Genomic DNA, 17,438 nt, shown 5'->3' with positions numbered 1-17,438 from the left:
CGCGCCCGCGGACATAGACGTCCCGGATTACGCTTCGCTCCATCCGGGCTACGAAATCCCCGGACCCTGATGGTGAGGAGCCCGCCAACGGCGGGCGTCTCGAACCAAGCGGGGCGTGTCGCCTCGCAGTGAAACCGGCACGTGCATTCCAGCCATCGACGATTGGCGGTGGTTCGACTGCAGAGAGCATCGTAGTTAGGCGGTGCGGCAATCTGCCGTGCCCGCCGGGATGCTCCATTGAACAAGCCTGTCGTCGTCTCCGAGGAAACGCTGACCGAACCGGTCGTCGTCAGCGACGTGGCGCCCGCCGCCCGGGCTGCCGCCGGGCCGGCCTATGTCGTGCTTGCCGGCATCAGCTTCTCGCACTTCCTCAACGACACCATGCAATCGCTGATCGCCTCGGTGTATCCGATCCTGAAGGACACCTACGCGCTCGACTTCGCGCAGATCGGCATGATCACGCTGGCCTTCCAGTTCACGGCCTCGCTGCTCCAGCCGGTGGTCGGGCACTACACCGACAAGAAGGCGCAGCCCTATTCGCTGTCGATCGGCATGGCCTCGACCTTCTTCGGCCTGCTGCTGCTCAGCGCCGCGCACCAATATCTCGTCATCCTGATTGCTGCCGCGCTGGTCGGCCTCGGCTCGGCGGTGTTTCATCCTGAATCCGCGCGCATCGCGCGGCTCGCCTCCGGCGGTCGCTACGGTTTTGCGCAATCGGTGTTCCAGCTCGGCGGCAGCTTCGGCACGTCGATGGGACCGGTGCTGGCGGCGCTGATCGTGGTGCCGTTCGGGCAGGGCAGCATCGCATGGTTCTCCTCGATCGCGTTCCTCGCGATCCTCATCCTCTGGCGCATCGGCCGCTGGTACGAGCCGCAGATCAAGGCGAAGAAGACGGCGACGGTTCAGGCCCATCCCGACGCGCCGAGCTCGCGCCGCGTCGCGGTCGCGCTTGCCGTGCTGGTGGCGCTCTTGTTCTCGAAGCAGCTCTACGTCTCGAGCCTGTCGAGCTACTACATCTTCTATCTGATCGACCGCTTCGGCGTGTCGACGCAGGCGGCGCAGATCTATCTCTTCATCTTCCTCGCCGCGAATGCGGTCGGCGCGTTCTTCGGCGGTCCGCTGGGCGATCGCTTCGGCCGCAAGATCGTGATCTGGATCTCGATCCTCGGCGCGCTGCCGTTCACGCTGGCGCTGCCTTATGCCGGGCTCTATGCGAGCGCGGTGCTGTCGGTGATCATCGGCCTGATCATCTCCTCGACGACGTCGTCGATCATCGTGTTCGCACAGGAGCTGGTGCCGCACCGCTTCGGCATGATCTCGGGCGTGTTCTTCGGTGTTGCCTTCGGCATCGGCGGCTTGGGTGCCGCCGTGCTCGGCAAGCTCGCCGATCACACCTCGATCGAGTTCGTCTACCAGGTCTGTGCCTGGCTGCCGGCGATCGGCCTGCTTGCGGTGTTCCTGCCCAAGCTGCCGCGGCACCTGCGTTAACAAATCCTGTCTCGCTGCATTGCGGCTTCATCAATCGTTAGCAATTGGGGGCGCCGGGGCGCCGCATTTTTGCAACGCTTCTGCTGCATGCGCGCGAGTGGTGAGAAAAAATCAACCTTAAAAATTAGGGTTAAGTGGCGCTTAAACATTTGGTGCCATCGTCCTCCCGTGAGTTTCCAGAACGTGGGGCGTCAGCATTTTGCCTCACCGGCCATAAGGACGAAGCCAAATGCGTAGCGTTAAGTCTCTCCTTGCCGCAGGTGCGGCGACCCTCATCTCGTCGATGGCGTTCGCCGCCGATATGCCGATCGCCGCTCCGCCTCCCATGTACGCGCCGCCGGCTCCGCCCGCCGACTTCGGCGGCTGGTATCTCCGCGGCGACATCGGCATGACCAACCAGAGCGCCAAGCGGATCGACAGCGCGACCGCGCAGACGTTCCCGACCCAGACCGTGGGCCTCGGCTTCGACAGCTCGCCGCTGTTCGACCTCGGCGTTGGTTATCGCTTCAACAACTGGTTCCGCACCGACGTGATCGGCCAGTATCGCGGCAAGGCCAATCTGCACGGTTCGGACAATGTCACGCTCAGCGCGACCGACTTCGAAGCCAACAACTACTCCGGCAGCAAGTCCGAGTGGGTCGTCATGGCCAACGCCTATGTCGATCTCGGCACCTGGTGGTGCATCACCCCCTTCATCGGCGCCGGTGTCGGCGGTTCCTACAACAAGCTCAGCGGCTTCCGTGACGACGGCACCCGGATCAATCCCGGCGGGCTCTCCAACAGCGTGACCTACTTCGCCGACAACGGTAAGTGGAATTTCGCCTGGGCCGCCCATGCCGGTCTCGCCTACAAGGTCAGCCCCGGCCTCACCGTCGAACTCGCCTACAGCTACATGGATCTCGGCGACGCCAATCCCGGCAACTTCCGCGCCTACGACAACAGCATCTCGGGCCCGTCGACGATCAAGGTCAAGGACATCACCTCGCATGACGTGAAGCTCGGCGTGCGTTGGGATCTGAGCAGCCCGCCGGCCTACATGCCGCCGCCGCTCGTCACCAAGGGCTGATCGTCAGCTCCATCGCTTAACGTCTCTTAACGGCGCGGGATCATCCCGCGCCGTTTTGCTTTGCATATTTTTCATGGCGGGCGGCGACGAAAACGTCAGACGCAACCATTGGTTAAGGTTAACGAGCCATGATCACGAGTGAAAGTTCGAGTTCGATGGAGCGTTGCAATGCGTAGGCTGATGTTGGCGGCGGCGATGTTGGGGACGGCGTCTGCCGCGCAAGCGGCCGACATGCCGGATCTGCCCATCCTGCGCGGCTCGTTCACCGACGGCCTGACCAACTCGCGGCCGAATTGGGAGGGCGGCTACGTCGGCGCCCAGGCCGGTTACGGGGCCTCCGACGAGAACTTCAACGGTTCGACCAACAACATGATGGCGGCGCTGCTGGCCGACACGTTGATCGAGTCGGAAATGGGTGTCTCGCAGTGGAATCTGGGCCTCGGCAAGGCCTCCCGCCGCACCACCGGATACGGCTTCTTCGCCGGCTACAATGCCCAGTGGGACGATGTCGTCCTCAGCCTGGAAGCAAGCTACCTCCACGGCTCCTTCGGCGGATCGGCCACGGCCAGCGAAGCCCGCAGCAACCAATTGTCCGACGGTAACGTGCACTCGGTCACGGCGAGCTCGACGTCTTCGATCGCGATCAAGGATATGGCAACATTCCGCGGCAGGGCCGGTTATGCGTGGGGATGCTTCCTGCCCTACATGTTCGCCGGACTCGCGCTCGGAAATGCCGACATCACGCGGTCTGTGAGTGCGCAGGATTTCGTGACCCCGGCCGGCGTTCTGCAGGGGCCGATCTCCTCGACCGACGTGCAGCACAACCATCTGATCTACGGCTACAGCGCCGGTCTCGGCGTGGACATCAATCTCGTGGGCGGTCTCTTCATGCGCGCCGAGTGGGAATATATCCGCTTCGCCGCCCAAGTGGACACCAACATCAACACCGTTCGCGCGGGCCTCGGCTACAAGTTCTGATCTTGTGCGCCGGGGCAATTGACAGGCCCGGTCAGTCCTGATGCTCTGTCGCTCCAAAACGGGGCGACGGCGATGAAGATCTACGGCGACACGAATTCCGGCAATTGCCTCAAGGTGAAGTGGGTCTGCGACAAGCTCGCGCTGCCTTACCAATGGATCGAGATCGACACCCGCAAGGGCGAGACGCGCACGCCGCAATTCCTTAAAATGAACGGCGCCGGCCAGGTGCCGACCGTCGAACTCGACGACGGCCGCACGCTGGCGCAGTCCAATGCCATCATCCGCTATCTCGCCCGCGACAGCGCGCTCGTTCCGCGCGATGCCTTCACTGCGGCCAAGATGGACGAATGGCTGTTCTGGGAACAGTACAGCCACGAGCCCTATATCGCGGTGTGCCGCTTCCAGCTGGTCTATCTCGGCAAGGATGCGTCCGAGCTCGATCCTGACAAGGTCAAGCGCGGCTATGCGGCGCTCGACCGCATGGAGCAGCATCTTGCGGCGAGCCGCTTCCTCGCCGGCGACCTGATTTCGCTCGCCGACGTCTCGCTGCTCGCCTATACCCGCCTCGCGCATGAAGGTGGCTTCGATCTCGGCCGCCATGCCGCCATCCGCCGCTGGATCGGCGAGGCCGAAGCCTGGCTCGGCCTTCCACCGGCGCGCTGAGAGTCGCGCTGATTCTTGGAGTTTCCCGACATGAACGAGAAGTCCGTCTCCATCCGTCCCGCGCGCCGCGAGGACGTTGCGGCGATCGTCGCCATGCTTGCCGACGATCATCTCGGGCGTGCCCGCGAGCGCGTCGAGGATCCCTTGCCTGAGTCCTATTACCAGGCGTTCGAGCAGGTCGCGCGCGATCAAAATCTCACGCTCGTGGTGGCAGAGAGCGAGGGCAGGGTGGTCGGCTGCCTGCAGCTCGCGATCTTGCCGGGCATCAGCACGCAAGGCGGCATCCGCGGTCTGCTCGAAGATGTCCGCGTTGCTTCCGATTGTCGCAGCCGCGGCATCGGCGAGCAGCTGGTGCAATGGGCGGTCGCGGAAGCGAAAGCGCGCGGCTGCAATCTGGTCGAACTGCTGACGCATCAGACGCGAACAGATGCGCAGCGCTTCTACAAGCGGCTCGGGTTCGCTGCGAGTCACGTCGGCATGACTGTCCGCTTTTGACGCAGCTCGTCGCGAGCCTTGCGCGATCAGCAAATTCGGATCGCGCATTCGTTCATATTAAGAGCCGGTAAACTACCCAGCCGTCGTTCACGTTGAGCCGGGAACGAACGGTGCTACGGCAGCGTCAGACACCGGGCTCGGTCGGTTCGGGGATTTCGATGACAAGCTATTCCATGATCAAGGTCGGCAACGATTACGTCGTGCAGGCCAATGACAAATGCATTTTGAAAGTCGGCAGCCGCCGTCGTGCAGCGCAATTGATCAGCGATGCCACGGACTTGCTGAACGCGCTTGCCGTGGTGGAATCCCCCAAGATTGCGCCGGAAGCGCCTTCACTCCAGCGTGAGACGCCGGAACTTCCTTGACGACTCTTCCCGTTTCCCGTATCAGCCGCGGCGGGACACCTCCCCCCAACGGGAGGCTTACTATCTGGAAGGGTAGATCATGACTGTAGCGAAGCCCGCTTCGCGGCCGAACGTGCCGCATTTCTCCTCCGGCCCCTGCGCCAAGCGCCCCGGCTGGAACGCCCAAAATCTCAAGGACGCAGCGCTCGGCCGCTCGCATCGCGCGAAGGTCGGCAAGACCAAGCTCAAGCTCGCGATCGATCTGACGCGCGAAGTGCTTGAAGTGCCCGCCGATTATCGCATCGGCATCGTGCCGGCCTCCGACACCGGCGCGGTCGAGATGGCGCTGTGGTCGCTGCTCGGTGCACGGCCCGTCACCACGCTCGCCTGGGAATCCTTCGGCGAAGGTTGGGTCAGCGACATCGTCAAGGAATTGAAGCTTAAGGACGTCACCAAGCTCAACGCTGCTTACGGTGAGATCCCCGATCTCTCGAAGGTCGATCCCAACAGCGACGTCGTCTTCACCTGGAACGGCACCACCTCCGGCGTACGCGTGCCGAACGCCAACTGGATCAGCGCGACCCGCGAAGGCCTGACCATTTGCGACGCGACCTCGGCCGCGTTTGCGCAGCCGCTCGACTGGGCCAAGCTCGATGTCGTCACCTTCTCCTGGCAGAAGGCGCTCGGCGGTGAAGCCGCGCACGGCATGCTGATCCTGTCGCCCCGCGCAGTGGAGCGGCTCGAGACCTACAAGCCGGCCTGGCCGCTGCCAAAAATCTTCCGCATGACCAAGGGCGGCAAGATCAACGAAGGCATCTTCGTCGGCGAGACCATCAACACGCCGTCGATGCTGTGCGTCGAGGACTATCTCGATGCGCTGAACTGGGCCAAGTCGATCGGCGGCCTGAAGGCGCTGATCGCGCGCGCCGATGCCAACACCAAGGTGCTGGCCGACTGGAAGGCGAAGACGCCCTGGATCGACTTCCTGGCCAAGGACGCCGCCATCCGCTCCAACACCTCGGTGTGCCTGAAGTTCACCGATCCCGCGATCACCTCGCTCTCCGAGGACGCGCAGGCCGACTTCTCCAAGAAGCTGGTCGCGCTGGTCGAGAAGGAAGGCGCGGGCTACGACTTCGCCTACTACCGCGATGCACCGGCCGGCCTGCGCATCTGGTGCGGCGCCACCGTCGAGGCGAAGGACGTCGAGCTGCTCACGCAGTGGATCGACTGGGCGTTTGCCGAGACCAAGGCGCAGCTCGCCAAGGCGGCTTAGTTTTTTTCACCTCTCCCCGTTCTTGCGGGGAGAGGTCGGATCGCGCCTGGCGATGCGAACCATCGTCCAGCAGCAGTCCGGGTGAGGAGCTCTCTCCGCTTGCACCTTCGCCTGTGGCTGCCGCTCACCCCAACCCTCTCCCCGTAAGAACGGGGAGAGCGGGAAGACAAAGCTTCTTCACTCAATTCCGGCCGTCGCAGGCCGATCCTCCCGTTAGGGAAGGCGAAGGATCATCCCCATGACCAAACCCAAAGTTCTCATTTCCGACGCGCTCTCTCCCGCTGCCGTGCAGATCTTTAGGGATCGCGGCGTCGAGGTCGACTTCCAGCCCAATCTCGGCAAGGACAAGGACAAGCTTGCCGAGATCATCGGCAATTACGACGGTCTCGCGATCCGCTCCGCGACCAAGGCGACCGCAAAAATCCTGGAGAAGGCGACCAACCTCAAGGTGATCGGCCGCGCCGGCATCGGCGTCGACAATGTCGAGATTCCCGCCGCCACGGCCAAGGGCATCATCGTGATGAACACGCCGTTCGGCAATTCGATCACGACCGCCGAGCACGCCATCACGCTGATGCTGGCGCTCGCCCGCGAGATCCCGCAGGCCGACGCTTCGACCCAGGCCGGCAAGTGGGAGAAGAACCGCTTCATGGGCGTCGAGATCACCGGCAAGGTGCTCGGCGTCGTCGGTTGCGGCAACATCGGCTCGATCGTCGCCGACCGCGCGCTCGGCCTCCGCATGAAGGTCGTCGCCTTCGATCCGTTCCTGTCGCCGGAGCGCGCCAAGGACATCGGTGTCGAGAAGGTCGAGCTCGACGATCTCTTGAAGCGCGCCGATTTCATCACGCTGCACACCCCGCTCACCGAGAAGACCAAGAACATCATCGACGCATCCGCGATCGCCAAGATGAAGAAGGGCGTGCGCCTGATCAACTGTGCCCGCGGCGGCCTCGTCGACGAGCAGGCGGTGGTCGATGCGCTCAATTCCAAGCACATCGCGGGCGCCGCCTTCGACGTCTTCGTCGAGGAGCCCGCCAACGCGAACGTGCTGTTCGGCCATCCCAACGTGATCTGCACGCCGCATCTCGGCGCCTCCACCACGGAAGCGCAGGAGAACGTCGCGCTCCAGGTCGCCGAGCAGATGTCGGATTACCTGCTCACCGGCGCGATCTCGAACGCCGTCAACTTCCCGTCGATCACGGCGGAAGAGGCGCCGAAGCTGAAGCCGTTCATCTCGCTCGCCGAGAAGCTCGGCTCGTTCGCCGGCCAGCTCACCGAATCCGGCATCCTCAAGGTGCAGATCACCTATGAGGGCCACGTCGCCGAGATGAAGATCAAGGCGATCACCTCGGCCGTGCTGTCGGGCCTGCTGCGGCCGATGCTCGGCGAGGTCAACGTGGTGTCGGCCCCCGTCGTCGCCAAGGAGCGCGGCATGGTGGTGGACGAGATCGTGCGCGCCGCCCAGAGCGACTATGAGAGCCTGATTACCGTCACGGTGGCAACGGAGCGCCAAGAGCGCTCGGTCTCCGGCACCGTGTATCATGACGGCAAGCCGCGCCTCGTCGACGTCAAGGGCATCCGCGTCGACGCCGAGTTCGGCAAGTCGATGATCTACGTGACCAACGAGGACAAGCCGGGCTTCATCGGCAAGTTCGCGAGCCTCCTCGGCGACGCCAAGATCAACATCGCAACCTTCCATCTCGGCCGCGTCGCGCCGGGCTCCGATGCCATCGCGCTGATCGAGGTCGACGGCGTCGTGCCGCCCGATCTGCTCGCCAAGGTGCAGGCCCTGCCGCAGGTCAAGCAGGTCAAGGCACTGACGTTCTGAGGCGCTCGCGCGCCACGGAATGACGGCCGTCATATATTCCGACCTGCGGAACAACCACGCCGCCCTCCCGAGAGGGCGGCGTTTTTGTTGATGCTGCGGCCCGCTTTATTTCTCCCAAGCCAGTCGAACTTTGTGTACCAATGGCGCCCAAGAACGCCTCGTACCAACGCCTCCGTACCATTGTTCGAAAGGGAGAAAACAATGCGTGAAGCCGTCATCGTTTCCTATGCACGCACGGGCCTCGCCAAGTCCGGCCGCGGCGGGTTCAACATCACGCCGCCGATGTCGCTGGCCGCGCATGCCATTCATCACGCGGTCGACCGCGCCGGCGTCGAGAAGGACTATGTCGAGGATTGCTATCTCGGCAATTGCGCCCATGGCGCGCCGAACATCGGCCGCCAGGCCGCGCTGCTCGCCGGCCTGCCTACGACCACGGCCGGCGTTTCCGTGAACCGCTTCTGCTCGTCGGGCCTGCAGACCATCGCGATGGCCGCCAACTCGATCCGCTCCGACGGCGCCGACTGCATCGTTGCCGGCGGCGTCGAGAGCATCTCGATTCCGGGCGGCGGCTCGCCGAAGGAATCGATCGATCCGGAGTTGCTCAAGGTCGCGCCCGATATCTTCATGGCGATGATCGACACCGCTGACATCGTCGCCGAGCGCTACAAGCTCAGCCGCGAATACCAGGACGAGTTCTCGCTGGAATCGCAGCGCCGCATGGCCGCGGCCCAGCAGGCGAACAAGTTCAAGGACGAGATCGTCCCGATGAAGACCAGGATGAAGGTCGTCGACAAGCAGACCAAGGCGGAATCGATCGTCGACTACGTCGTCGATCGCGACGAGTGCAATCGCCCCGAGACCACGCTGGAAGGCCTCGCCAAGCTCGAGCCGGTGAAGGGCCCCGGTAAGTTCGTCACCGCCGGCAATGCCAGCCAACTCTCGGACGGCGCCGCCGCGGTGGTGCTGATGGAAGCCAAGGATGCCGAGAAGCGCGGCCTCAAGCCGCTCGGCCGGTTCGTCGCCTGGGCAACGGCCGGCTGCGAGCCCGACGAGATGGGCATCGGCCCGGTGTTCGCGATCCCGAAGCTGCTGAAGCGCACCGGCCTGAAGATCGACGACATCGATCTGTGGGAGCTCAACGAGGCCTTCGCCAGCCAGTGCCTCTACTCGCGCGACAAGCTCGGCATCGATCCCGCCAAGTACAACGTCAATGGCGGCTCGATCGCGATCGGTCATCCCTTCGGCATGACCGGCGCGCGTCTCACTGGCCACATCCTCCAGGAAGGTGCGCGCCGCAAGGCCAAGTGGGGCGTCGTGACCATGTGCATCGGCGGCGGCCAGGGCGGCGCCGGCCTGTTCGAGATCTACAGCTGAGATAAGCCACATGAATGTGAAAAGGCACGGCGCCGCAAGCGCCGTGCCTTTTTCGTTGCGGATCGATCGTCACGAAACTATACAGTTCGTGTCGGAAAAGGCAGATTTGGTCTGGTAAGCCCAAATCCTTTCGGTAACGAAAGCTCTGGTCTTTGGCCTTGTGCACGAGATCCCCGCGACGAACATCGGACGCCACCAGGGCGCCCAATCGTTCGTCCGTGTGATTCTCAAGCCCAGGGAACGCTCCGGTCGAACATCGACCTCAGGAGCGTCCCATGCACGATCAATCTTCGAATCCATACGACGTCGTCATTGCCGGTGCCGGTCCCGTCGGCCTGTTTCTCGCGTGCGAGTTGCGGCTCGCTGGTCTCCAGGTTCTGGTGCTGGAGCAATCGCAAGATTCGCATTCGGCCCTGAAGCAACTCCCGTTTGGCCTGCGCGGTCTTTCGCTCCCCACACTCGAGGCCTTTCACCGGCGCGGCCTGCTGGAACAGATTGTGGCCGCGCAGCAGCTTGCCTCAGGCGCGATCAAGAGCTCAGCCCACTGGATGCAGCAGACGCGACGGCCCGCGGGTCATTTCGCCGGCATCCAGTTCTATCAGGACAACATCGATGTCACGAAGTGGTCCTGGCGTCTGCCAACGTCGGCCGATGCCAACCTTGCCGTCGATATGGAAACGCTCGAATCCGTTCTGGCTGCGCGCGCATGCAGCATGGGCGTCGAGATCCGGCGCGGTTTTGGCGTGAATGCCGTTGTCGCCTCGAGCAAAGACGTGACAGTGCAGGCGGCCGGCGAGACCTTCCGGGCACGCTGGCTCGTCGGATGCGACGGCGCCCGCAGCACGGTACGCAAGACTGGCGGCTTTGACTTCGTCGGCACCGACCCCGAGTTCACGGGCTATTCCATCGATGTCGAGCTGGCCGATCCGGACAAGCTTCGTCACGGCCGCAACTACACGCTCGCCGGCATGTATACCTATGCGCAGCCCGGGACGATCGCGATGGTCGATTTCGACGGCGGAGCTTTCCACCGGACCGAGCCGATCACGCGCGAGCATGTGCAGAGCGTCCTGCGTCGCGTCTCCTGCACCGACGTCACCGTCACGGCGCTTCGGCTCGCCGCCACCTGGACGGATCGGGCCCATCAGGCAACCACGTATCGCAGAGGGCGGGTGCTCCTCGCGGGCGACGCTGCTCACATCCATTCGCCGCTGGGCGGCCAGGGCCTCAATCTCGGTCTCGGCGATGCGATGAACCTGGGCTGGAAACTGGCGGCGACGATCCGCAGGCAAGCACCGGCCGATCTCCTCGACAGCTATTCGCGCGAGCGGCATCCTGTGGGCGCGCAAATCCTCGACTGGTCGCGCGCGCAGGTCGCGATCATGCGGCCGACGCCGAGCGCCCGCGCACTTCAGGCCATCATTCGCGATCTCGTCGAGACCCGCGACGGTGCCACCTATTTCGCCGAGCGCGTGCGCGGCGTTTCGCTCCGCTACGATCTCGGTGGCAGCCATCCGCTTGTCGGCCGGAGTGCTCCCGATTTCGAATTGCGCGACGGGACGACGGTTGGAGAACGCCTCAGGACGTCGAAAGGCCTGCTGCTGGATTTCGACGCGCGTTCACCGCTTCAGGCGCTGGCAAGTCGCTGGGGCGACCGGATCACCTATGTCGCGAGCGAGGCGAGGGATCGGCTGGGTCTGAGCGCCGTGCTGCTGCGTCCCGATGGCTTCGTCGCGTGGGCCAGTGACGGCATATCCGACGATAAGGAGGCTGCTCAGGCGGCGGCGAGATGGTTCGGTGACCCCACGATCACGTCTGCGTAGCCCGCATGCGCGGAGCGATATGCGGGACCTTCCCGGGTATCGCTTCGCTCACCTCGGCTACGTAGCTGTTCCGCCGCCCCTACGCCCCCACCGCCGCCGGTGCGAACACCACCTCGATCAGCGTGCCGGAATTGGCCGCGCTCTTGATGTTGAACCTGGCGCGGTTGGCTTCGACCAGGGCCTTGGTCAGTGACAGGCTGAGCGCCGAACTGTCCGCGGCATCGCCGGGCGGTGGCGTCCGGAACGGCTCCATCGCGGCGGCGACCTCGCGCTCGCTCAGGCCGTGGCCGGTGTCGCGGATGCGCAGGGCAATCTCGCCGCGGTCGGTGAGCGCGGTCGAGACGATGACCTGGCCGCCGGCGCTGGCGAGCCGGATCGAGTTCGAGATCAGGTTCATGGTGATCTGCCGCATCGCGCGCGCGTCCACGCTCACCTGCGGCAACGCATGCCCGAGCGAGGTACGGATGATGATGCGCTCGCGGTTGGCCTGCGGCTGCATCACCGTGACACAGGCTTCGACGAGATCGTTGAGATTGAGGTTGGCGAAATTGAGATCGAGCTTGCCGGTCTCGATCCGCGACAGCTCCAGGAGATCGTTGATGATGGTGATGACGCGCTCGCCGGAGGCGCGGATGTCCTTCATGTATTCGCCGTAGCGCTCGTTGCCGAGGGTGCCGAAGCGCTCGGAGATCATCACCTCGGCAAAGCCGATGATGGCGTTGAGCGGCGTGCGGATCTCGTGGCTGATCCGCGCCAGCATGTCGGCCTTGGCATTCGCCGCGCCGTCGGCGAGACGGCGGGCGTTCTTGAGCTCGCTCTCGCCCTTCTTGCTCTGCGAGAGGTCGCGGAACACGGCGAAGAAGTTCGGGCCGTCGGGCCTGGTGCGGCCCATGATCATGGCGAGCGGAATGACGCCGCCCTTCTTCTCGCGCCCCAGCACCTCGCGGCCGTGGTCGAGCAGGCTCGCGATGTCCTGGCTCTTGAGGCTTTCGAGATAGTCGACCACGATTTGCTGGCTCTCCGGCGCGAACAGCGTCACCAGGTTCCGCTGCATCAGCGCTTCGCCGTCATAGCCGAACAGCGCTTCCGCGCTGCGGTTGCAGGCGTGGATGTTGCCTTCGGCATCGAACATGACGATGCCCTCGGCGGTGGTGTCGAGGATCGCGGCGAGATCCTGGGCGTCGGCATCGCCGGCCTCGGGCTCGAGTTCGGGCGCGTAGGGGAAGGATTCCGCGACGACGGGTTCGACGACGACAGGCGGCACGATGACTGGCGCAGCAACGACGGGCGCCGCTTGCGGCAGCGCGCAGATCAGCGCATGCGCGCTCGCGCCGTCCCAGTCGATCGTGTGCAGATGCGCTTCGGTGGTCGGAAGCGGCTCTTCGCCGTTCGCCACCGTCGCGCTGATCGTCACCGGCGTGCCGGCTTGCGACGTGCTGCTCGCCGACGATACGCCGGGCTCGACGTAGAGCGCATCGAGCCCGCCGGCATCCTCGAGCGCGCCCAGGCTGGAATAGCCCATGCGCGCGAGGAAGGCGGGGTTGGCGTAGAGCAGCCGGTCGAGCCGGTAGATCAAAATGCCCGTCGGCAGCAAATCGAGCAGCGCGCGGTCGCGCATGCTGTGGCCCTGCGCGGGCGGCGCCGGTTCAGTCAGCCATTCGGCTGGCACGTGCGGCGCCTCGGGCTCCGGCATCGAAGGTTCGGGCGCGGTTCCCGCCATCGGCGGCTCGGCCGTGACGGCGGCGATGGTCTCGCGTTCGCGTTCGAGCCGCTCGGACAATTGCCGGGCGAGCTCGTTGAACGCGCTGTTCTCGACCGGAGTCAGCGTCGGCGATCGCGCATCGCCGGGCGGGCGGAACGGCACGACATTGGGAGGCGTTTCCACTGATGTTTCCGGATCGGTTGGATGTGAATTCGCGTCGGCTACGGGTTCGGGCAGTTCGGGTTCAGGTGTTGGCTCAGGCTCAGGCTCGGGTGCGGGCGGCTCGATTGGCGGAGGCGGTGCCTCCGCCACGGGCTCCGGCTCGGGATCGGGATCGAGTTCGACGACGTCGGCAGAGAGGCCGTGCTGTGCGGGCGGCGCGGCGAGCAGCTCAAAGCGCCTGAGCGCATCGAGCCGGTTCAGTCCGTCGAGATCGCGACAGACGCCAAAACCCCTAAAGCCCGCGAAATTGCGCTCGCGGTCGTAGACCGGCAGGCCCGCGAGTTCGACCGGCAGATGCTCGCCGCCATCGGCCGGCCAGTTCACGGTGATCCCGGCCCAGGTGTCGTGGCTTGCAAGCGCCTGCGCCACGCGGCCATCAGGGTCGAGTGCAAACTCGTCGGCGATCTCGCGCCAGGGGCGGCCGAAGCCGGCGGCGGTGTGCGCGCCGATCAGGTGGATGAACTCGTCTGAGCCGAGCACAAAGCGCCCCTCCGCATCCACCTGCCACAGGAAGCGCAGCGGATGCTGACGCGGTGCGGACGGCTCCGCTGGCGGCGGTTCGACCATGTGTGAGGTGATCGGCGCGGCCTGCGGCGACACAATGGCCTCTCGCGGGTTTTCAACCGGAGTTTTGGGCGCGGCGTCGATCGCTTCGCTGACAGTGTCCTGGACAGGCGCTTCGGCCGCCTCCGGGATCGTGACGACCTCCGGCATCGCGTCGCTCGCGGCGTGCGCGTCCGCGATCGCCGCTGATGGCGGGACGGTCTCGGCCGGAGCCGGCGTTTCGACCGGCTCGGCGAATGCGTCGAACAGCGCGATTTCGGATGCGGCCTCGTTCGGCCGCGCAGGCTGCGCATGGTCTGGCACCGCAGCCGGAGGGACCGGCGGAGCGTCGGGCGCGGGCTGAGCATCTTGTTCGCGCGCGCTATTCCCTTCGACAGCGGGCGCCGCCGGCCGGGCGGCCGGCTCGATCAGCGCGACCAGGCCGACATCAGCGCCGATGCCGACCCGTTGCAGCACCATCTGGCCGATGCCGATCGGCGTCTCGGCGCGGCCTTTCGCCAGCGCATCGCTGCGGGCCTGGTCAAGACCGGCATCGCCGAGATCGCGGAAGCCGAGCAGGGAGCGGGCGGCTTCGCTGGCGCCGACGAACAGGCCGTCGGGCGCGAACGCCGCCATCGGCACCCTGGCGCCCTCGACGAGACGATGCAGGCGTTCGACCAGTGGCATGGAGCGCAGCGTCGGATCCATCGCGGTGACGAGCACGCCGGAGCTTCCATCGGCGAAGTCGAGACGGGCGCAGGCGCAGGTCATCAGCATGCCCAAGCGGGCGCCGAAGCCGTGCAGCCGTTCCAGCCTGATCGCGCCGTTCGGCGCCAGCCGGCGCGCGAGCCGGGCGACCTGGCGGCGATGGCTGTCGGCCGGGCCGAAGGTCCTGTCCGCGAGCGCTGTGCCATGGGCCGCGCCGAACAGCCTTGCGCCGACCGGATTGGCCCAGAGCACGCGCGTGCCGTCGATCGACCAGAGCCAGGCGGGCAACGGAGAGGTCGCGTGCACGGCCAGCCGGGGATCGCCCACGCCTCGCAACTGGAAATCCGAACTCGTCATCCGACCGGCTTCAAGTCTCGCTTGTCAACATCAGGGTGCAAGGCTGCCGGAATGACAGCCTTAAGAAAGGGTTAGTATCGCGCGCAGGCGCAGGCAGGTCCACGGCTCCGGTCTACACGGCCAAGCCTAAAGCCGCGATAACCTTAATGTAGCCGCCCCCGCAAGCTGCAGCCCAACGGCATCCGCAGGATTCGCGGGCGGGCTGCGCGGCGATGGATGCGGCCAAGCCCAAGCCCTGAGACTTTGCCGAAAGAGCAGGCTGGCGCGGCATCACAGGTGCCCATCCTCCCCTGGAGGGGGAGGATCGGTTCGCATGCAGCGAAGCGCAATGCGAACCGAGGTGGGGTGACAGCCTCTCAATGGAGGCGGTGCTCGAGTGGAGAGATCACCCCACCCCGCTCGCGCTTCGCGCGATCGACCCCCGAGCGAGCTCCGCTCGTCTCGACCCCTCCAGGGGAGGGTAAGAGAGCGGCCACAGCAGGCACCAGACTACCTCAACCCAGGGTTCCCTCATGCGGAACCCTCATCCTGACCGCGATTAAATTTCGCGGCGCAGCCCGGATCACGTTTGCGTTGCACAATGTTGACATCTTAGGCGGCGATAGTGATGGGCGCTGGGCGAGCCATCTTTTTGTATCGCGTTCCAGTGTTCGTTCCCGCTGAATTTGAGGCCTAGGTCGGGGCCGGCGGGCGCGCCAGAAGGCTCACTCCATTTTTTCTTTATCGTGAGGGACATCATGACAGGTGCGACTGATCCGTTTTCTGCCTCGATCATTCCGTTCGAGGTTCCCGAGCAGATGCGTGCGTTCGCCGAAAAGGGCGTGTCGCAGGCCCGCGAGAGCTACGCCAAGTTCAAGGACGCGGCCGAGACCCACAACGGCACCGTTGAGGCCGTGTTCACCTCCGCCAACAAGGGCGCGAGCGAGTACACCGCCAAGCTGGTGGAGTTCATGAAGGCCAACACCAGCGCCCAGCTGGACTTCGCCCAGCAGCTGTTCGGCCTCAAGTCGCCGGCGGAAGCGCTGGAGCTGTGGACCGGCCACACCCGCACCCAGCTCGAGACCTTCCAGTCCCAGGCCAAGGAGCTGGCCGAGCTGACCCAGCGCGTCGCCGCCGAGACCGTCGAGCCGATCAAGGCCTCTGCCTCGAAGTTCTACAAGCCCGCCGCCTGATTAGGCCGGCTGGTTTAAATTAAGAAACCCGGGCCTAGAGCCCGGGTTTTGCTTTGGAAATAACCTCGTCGGAAGCGCGATTCTCGGGTTTTGCGGCCTTGCCAAAAACGCCCGTTGCACCTAGTTTCCGCCCCGTCCAGCCCCCCTTAGGTCGACGGCCCGTCCAGGCGCCCAAGGCGGCTCGCAAGGATGCAGTTGTAGCTCAGTTGGTTAGAGCGCCTGTCTGTGGAACAGGAGGTCGGTGGTTCGAGCCCACCCAACTGTACCAAGATTGCGGATAACACCGCGTTCCCAGCATCTTACTGATAGACCAGCAGGATTTGCGCCGCCTAAAATACAAAAGGCTGCACAAATGGCGTTGCGAATGGTCGCGTTGAATCGAGCCGCAGATGGTCGGTGGTTCGCCCGTAAGGGCATCCCCGAGGACGTACGCGAGGACTACCAACGGCTCTATGGGCACAAGCGCGAGGCGCACCTCAAGCTTCCGGCCGGTACGCCTAAGCACGAAGCCAAGGCCCGCCTCGGAGAGTGGGAGGCCGAGGTCGAAACCCGCATCGCGACCCTGCGAGCCCAAAGGAATGGCGAGGGTCAACCACTCACCAAGCTCAACGCAATCGCGCTTGCGGGCCGTTGGTACAACTGGTTCGTGAAGCTGCACGAGGCCGATCCAGGGAAGCCAAAGTACTGGCGGGACTTCAGCGATCACGTCGTGTGGAATGTGATCCGCCCAGAGGCGCCTGACGAGTACGAAGAGGATCCAGGGTCCGATCCTCACGCAGATTGGCAATATGACCCAGAGGTGCGGGAAGCCGTGAGGCCGCAGATTGCCGAATTGGCGCGGGTCGCAACCTTCCTCGCCAACGAGGGGAAGGCGTTGAACCTTACCGCGCATGCGCTGTTCGTGGACGCTGTCAGCGACAATCTGTTGCCCGCAATCCAGCTATTGGAGAAGCGCGCGAATGGCGACTACGCCCGTGACGAGAGGCCCGATACCTTCCCGTCGTTCGCAGACGGGGCGCCGCGCTCGCCCAGTGTGAGTTGCTGGGAGCTTTTTGAGGCTTTCGTGCTTGCAACAAAGCCGGCGCCGAAGACGGTGACCCGTTGGCGGGCCGTTTTCCTTGAGATGCAGCGAGAGTGGTCCCTCCGACCTAGCTCCGGAAGGCCTAGCATGTAGAACGCCGGGCGCACGTTTTAAGGCCGCTAGACCCCTTCCGCCCTCGGCGAAATCATCACCGATACGAGTTTCGAAACGTGTATCCGGGTTGTGGTGGATCAGTTGCTGACCTTGATTGCTGATGATGATCGAAGTGTGCTCAATTGAAAACGCGCTTTGCCATTTCATCGAATGGGACAGCAGTGCTCGCTTGAAGAGCATCGCCGCCAGTCACATCTCATAGGGATC

13 protein-coding genes and 1 tRNA gene are annotated in these 17,438 nt (G+C 64.6%); 13 read left to right on the top strand and 1 reads right to left on the bottom strand.

Annotation, left to right across the window (positions count from 1 at the left end):
* The first annotated feature begins 237 nt into the window (after positions 1 to 237).
* The 10 genes from AB7245_RS39595 (at position 238) to AB7245_RS39550 (ending at position 11,332) form a co-directional block, all read left to right on the top strand.
* Positions 238 to 1,488, top strand: a complete 1,251-nt coding sequence (locus AB7245_RS39595; protein ID WP_063985527.1) for an MFS transporter — start codon at positions 238 to 240, stop codon at positions 1,486 to 1,488.
* Between the two features lie 229 nt (positions 1,489 to 1,717).
* The gene (locus AB7245_RS39590) at positions 1,718 to 2,554 is read left to right on the top strand and encodes an outer membrane protein (RefSeq protein ID WP_028151808.1); all 837 of its coding nucleotides are present in this window, start codon (positions 1,718 to 1,720) and stop codon (positions 2,552 to 2,554) included.
* A gap of 168 nt (positions 2,555 to 2,722) precedes the next feature.
* Entirely contained in the window at positions 2,723 to 3,532 is an 810-nt protein-coding gene (locus AB7245_RS39585; protein ID WP_193560917.1) for an outer membrane protein, read from the top strand.
* Between the two features lie 72 nt (positions 3,533 to 3,604).
* Entirely contained in the window at positions 3,605 to 4,195 is a 591-nt protein-coding gene (locus AB7245_RS39580) for a glutathione S-transferase family protein (RefSeq protein ID WP_085399312.1), read from the top strand.
* Between the two features lie 30 nt (positions 4,196 to 4,225).
* Positions 4,226 to 4,690 carry a GNAT family N-acetyltransferase gene (locus AB7245_RS39575; RefSeq protein ID WP_085399313.1) on the top strand — a complete coding sequence of 155 codons (465 nt, stop codon included), beginning with the start codon at positions 4,226 to 4,228 and terminating at the stop codon, positions 4,688 to 4,690.
* 173 nt (positions 4,691 to 4,863) lie between these two features.
* On the top strand, positions 4,864 to 5,055 hold the full coding sequence (locus tag AB7245_RS39570; RefSeq protein ID WP_014492058.1) for a hypothetical protein: 192 nt from the start codon (positions 4,864 to 4,866) through the stop codon (positions 5,053 to 5,055).
* Positions 5,056 to 5,134: 79 nt separating this feature from the next.
* Complete coding sequence (locus AB7245_RS39565) at positions 5,135 to 6,307, top strand: phosphoserine transaminase (protein WP_085399314.1); 1,173 nt, start codon at positions 5,135 to 5,137, stop codon at positions 6,305 to 6,307.
* A 238-nt stretch (positions 6,308 to 6,545) separates the two neighbouring features.
* Positions 6,546 to 8,135 carry a phosphoglycerate dehydrogenase gene (serA, locus tag AB7245_RS39560; RefSeq protein WP_085399315.1) on the top strand — a complete coding sequence of 530 codons (1,590 nt, stop codon included), beginning with the start codon at positions 6,546 to 6,548 and terminating at the stop codon, positions 8,133 to 8,135.
* A gap of 201 nt (positions 8,136 to 8,336) precedes the next feature.
* Entirely contained in the window at positions 8,337 to 9,509 is a 1,173-nt protein-coding gene (locus AB7245_RS39555; protein WP_085399316.1) for a thiolase family protein, read from the top strand.
* A gap of 275 nt (positions 9,510 to 9,784) precedes the next feature.
* Entirely contained in the window at positions 9,785 to 11,332 is a 1,548-nt protein-coding gene (locus AB7245_RS39550; protein WP_085399317.1) for an FAD-dependent monooxygenase, read from the top strand.
* A 79-nt stretch (positions 11,333 to 11,411) separates the two neighbouring features.
* Here AB7245_RS39550 and AB7245_RS39545 read toward each other — a convergent pair whose 3' ends face one another.
* Positions 11,412 to 14,864 (bottom strand): PAS domain-containing protein, encoded by a 3,453-nt coding sequence (locus AB7245_RS39545; protein WP_354080188.1) that lies wholly within the window; start codon positions 14,862 to 14,864, stop codon positions 11,412 to 11,414.
* 737 nt (positions 14,865 to 15,601) lie between these two features.
* Here AB7245_RS39545 and AB7245_RS39540 point away from each other — a divergent pair.
* The 3 genes from AB7245_RS39540 to AB7245_RS39530 all read left to right on the top strand — a co-directional run bounded on the left by AB7245_RS39540 (position 15,602) and on the right by AB7245_RS39530 (position 17,210).
* Positions 15,602 to 16,036, top strand: a complete 435-nt coding sequence (locus tag AB7245_RS39540) for a phasin (RefSeq protein WP_063985516.1) — start codon at positions 15,602 to 15,604, stop codon at positions 16,034 to 16,036.
* A gap of 191 nt (positions 16,037 to 16,227) precedes the next feature.
* Positions 16,228 to 16,304: transfer RNA gene (locus tag AB7245_RS39535), tRNA-His, on the top strand.
* A 96-nt stretch (positions 16,305 to 16,400) separates the two neighbouring features.
* Positions 16,401 to 17,210, top strand: a complete 810-nt coding sequence (locus tag AB7245_RS39530; protein WP_135216031.1) for a hypothetical protein — start codon at positions 16,401 to 16,403, stop codon at positions 17,208 to 17,210.
* Positions 17,211 to 17,438: the final 228 nt, after the last annotated feature.

This window comes from Bradyrhizobium sp. 604_D8_N2_3 (genome assembly GCF_051810765.1).
Taxonomy (GTDB): domain Bacteria; phylum Pseudomonadota; class Alphaproteobacteria; order Rhizobiales; family Xanthobacteraceae; genus Bradyrhizobium; species Bradyrhizobium barranii.
This window is presented reverse-complemented; position numbering and strand designations above follow the sequence as displayed.